The organism is Micromonospora tarensis, assembly GCF_016803395.1.
Lineage (GTDB): Bacteria > Actinomycetota > Actinomycetes > Mycobacteriales > Micromonosporaceae > Micromonospora > Micromonospora tarensis.
Window position 1 is genome coordinate 1 of the sequence record NZ_JAEVHL010000405.1, and the last position, 3,401, is coordinate 3,401.

General features: G+C 71.0%; 3 protein-coding genes. All 3 read right to left on the reverse strand.

Translation table 11 applies throughout. The features are described from left to right. Positions 1-387: 387 nt before the first annotated feature. Positions 388-1,512: a phospho-N-acetylmuramoyl-pentapeptide-transferase gene (gene mraY, locus JM949_RS34695; protein WP_203152271.1), complete on the reverse strand. Its 1,125-nt coding sequence runs from the start codon at positions 1,510-1,512 to the stop codon at positions 388-390. Then, a complete protein-coding gene (locus JM949_RS34700) occupies positions 1,509-2,906 on the reverse strand; it encodes a UDP-N-acetylmuramoyl-tripeptide--D-alanyl-D-alanine ligase (RefSeq protein WP_203152272.1) in 1,398 nt (465 codons plus the stop codon). Before JM949_RS34700 ends, mraY begins: the two co-directional genes overlap by 4 nt. After that, the coding region (locus JM949_RS34705; RefSeq protein WP_305070627.1) for a glutamate ligase domain-containing protein at positions 2,903-3,401 on the reverse strand (499 nt) is incomplete at its 5' end. The genes JM949_RS34700 and JM949_RS34705, both read right to left, overlap by 4 nt.

The following is a 3,401-nucleotide window of genomic DNA, read 5'->3' on the forward strand; positions in this document are numbered from 1 at the left end:
CTTGCCGCGCGCCGTCACGCCCGGCTTCGGCCTCACGCGCCGTGCGGCCCGGTTCCGGGCCGCGCCGGTCGTCCACGTGGCGGGGCGGCACGGTGCCCGCCGCCCTACCCGCCCGAGCCCGCTGACCGCCGCCGCACAGCCGTCCTGTCGTCGGTGCCTGGTTGCTCCCCCACCCCGACATCATCACCGCTAGCCACGCCCGGCGAGCCCACAACGAAACCCCCGGCGTGTCGGATCTTGTGGCGCGTCCCCGGACGGGCGCTCCGGCTGGCCCGACAAGCCGATGAGCGGTATACCTCACAGGCATATTCATGCCTGTGAGGTATACCGCTCATCACCGCATCCGCCGCGACGGAGATGACCGACGGTCACGCCGCCAAGCTGTGGTCAGACCATGTTGGCGAGGAACTCGCTGTAGAACAGGCCGAGCGCGATGGCCACCCCGATGCCGGCGATGATCCAGAAGCGCACCACGATGTTGACCTCACTCCAGCCGGCCAACTCGAAGTGGTGCTGGAGCGGGGACATCCGGAACACCCGTTTACCGGTGGTCTTGAAGGAGATGATCTGGATCACCACGGACATCGTGATGATCACGAAGAGCCCACCGATGATCGGGAGCAGCAGGATCGTGCGGGTGGACATCGCCATGCCGGCGATCAGCCCGCCCAGCCCCAGCGCTCCGGTGTCGCCCATGAAGATCCGCGCCGGGGACGTGTTCCACCACAGGAAGCCCACACAGGCCCCGGCCGCCGCCCCGGCTATCAGCGCGATCTCCAACGGGTCGCGGACCTCGTAGCAGTAGGGCTGGGTGTAGCTCGGGTCGGCGCACCAGTGCCGGTACTGCCAGAACGCGATAAGCGCGTACGCGGTCAGCACCATCACCGACGCGCCGGTGGCCAGACCGTCCAGGCCGTCGGTGAGGTTCACACCGTTCGTCGCGGCCATCACCACGAAGATGAAGATGATCACCGCGCCGACCTTGCTGACCTCCAGGGCGTCGATGTCCCGGATGAAGCTCAGCGTCGTACTGCCCACGGTCTGGGTGTTGGTCGCCACGCCCGACGCGTCGGTCATCGTACTCGGGAACCACAGCGCGATCACTCCGAAGACCGCACCGACCAGGATCTGACCGAGCAGCTTGCCACGCTTGTTCAGCCCGGCGCTGTTGCGCTTGCGCACCTTGAGGAAGTCGTCGATGAAGCCCACCGCGCCGGAGAACACCATCAGCCCCAGCAGCACCAGTGCGGTGATGGTCGGCTCCACCTGCGCGATCTGCTGGTCCGGCAGGGTGGTCAGGACCAGGTGCCCGGCCACGTACGCGATCACCGTGGCCAGGATGAAGACCACCCCACCCATGGTGGGCGTGCCCTTCTTGCCCTGGTGCATGGCGGGGCCGTCGGTGCGGATCGGCTGACCGGCCTTGAGCCGGGTGAACACCTTGATCGCGATCGGGGTGCACAACAGCGAGACGAGGAATGCCACCCCCATGGCGACGATGACCGCCCTCATCGGCGGGACTCCCCGGCGGCCTCGGCGCGCAGGGCGTCGGCCACCTCCCAGGTCCGGTACCGGGAACCCTTGACCAGGACGACATCACCCGGTCGTAGCTCGCCCCGCAGCACCTCGACGGCCGCCGCCTGATCGGTGAGCAGCACCGACTCTCCTCCCCAGTTTTCTACCGCTGTCGCGCCTTCGTGAATCGGCGCGGCCGGCTCGCCCACCACGAGCAGCCGGTCGACACCCAGCTCGGCCACGAGTCGGCCGATCTCGGCGTGGCCGTCGGACTCGAACGGGCCCAGCTCGGCCATGTAACCGAGCACCGCGACGGTACGCCGACCCTGACCGATGCTGGCCAGCGCCCGCACCGCCACCGCCATCGAGGCCGGGTTGGCGTTGTACGAGTCGTCGATGACGGTCACCCCGTCCGGGCGGTCGAAGACGTCCATCCGGCGGGTCGAGACCAATCCCAGCTCGCCGAGGGCCGTGGCCAGCTCGGCCAGCGGCATGCCCAGTTCCCGGGCCACCGCCGCCGCGGCGAGCGTGTTGCCGACCTGGTGCCGGCCGGTCAGCCCGAGCCGCACCGGCGCGCGCCCCTCCGGGGTGACCAGGGTGTACGACGGGCGCCCCCGTTCGTCCAGGGTGACGTCCTCGGCGCGGACGTCGGCGTCCGGCGCCTCGCCGTAACGGACCACCCGGGCCTCGGTCCGGCTCGCCATCGCGTCCACCCGTGCGTCGTCGGCGTTCAGCACGGCCAGTCCGTCCGGCGGCAGAGCCTCGACCAGCTCCCCCTTGGCCAGGGCGATGGCGTCCTGCGAACCGAACTCGCCGATGTGCGACGTGCCGACGTTGAGCACCACGGAGATCCGGGGCGGCACCAGCTCGCACAGGTAGCGGACGTGCCCGACGCCGCGAGCGCCCTTCTCCAGCACCAGGTAGCGGGTGTCCGGCCCGGCCTGCAACGCGGTGTACGGGTGCCCCAGCTCGTTGTTGAAGGAGCCGGGCGGCGCCACCGTGTCCCCGAGTCGGGTGGTGAGCTGACCGATCAGGTCCTTGGTGGTGGTCTTGCCGGAGGAACCGGTCACCCCGATCACGGTCAGACCGGGCAGCCGGTCCACCGCGGCGCGGGCCAACCGGCCCATCGCGGCCAGGGCGTCGTCGACCAGCACCATCGGCACCCCGGGCACCTCGCGGCTGCCGAGCACCGCCACCGCGCCGGCCTCGATCGCCGTCGCCGCGTAGTCGTGCCCGTCGACCTTCTCCCCGGGGAAGGCCACGAAGAGCGAACCGGGCCCCACCTTGCGCGAGTCGAACTCCACCGAACCGGTGACGGTGGCGGCCGGGTCGGCGGCGACCAGCCGCCCGTCGACCGCCGTGGCCACCTCGGCCAGGCTCAACGCGATCACCGCTGACCCGCCAGATTCCCGAAGCGGGCCCGCAGCGCGTCGGCCAACTCGATGCTGTCGTCGAACGGAAACACCTCGCCCGCCACCTCCTGGCCCCGCTCGTGCCCCTTGCCGAGCAGCGCGATGACGTCACCCGGCTCGGCCAACCGGACCGCCTCGTCGATCGCGGCGCGGCGGCCGGCAACCTCGATGATCCGAGCGGCCGTGTCAGCCCGGTACGCCCCGGCGAGCACCTCGGCGCGGATCTCCGCCGGGTCCTCGGTCCGCGGATTGTCGTCGGTCACCAGCACCACGTCGGCTCCCTCCGCCGCGGCGGCGCCCATCACCGGCCGCTTGCCCCGGTCCCGGTCTCCGCCGGCGCCGATCACACAGATCAGCCGGCCGGCGCTCAGCTCACGCAGGGCGGCCAGCGCGGCCACGATCGCGTCCGACTTGTGCGCGTAGTCGACCACCCCGCGCACCGGCGCGGCGACGTCGACCAGCTCCAGCCGCCCC

Bases quoted from the DNA above. Each gene is read 5' to 3' on its own strand.
- mraY (WP_203152271.1), bottom strand. From the start codon at position 1,512: ATGAGGGCGGTCATCGTCGCCATGGGGGTGGCATTCCTCGTCTCGCTG.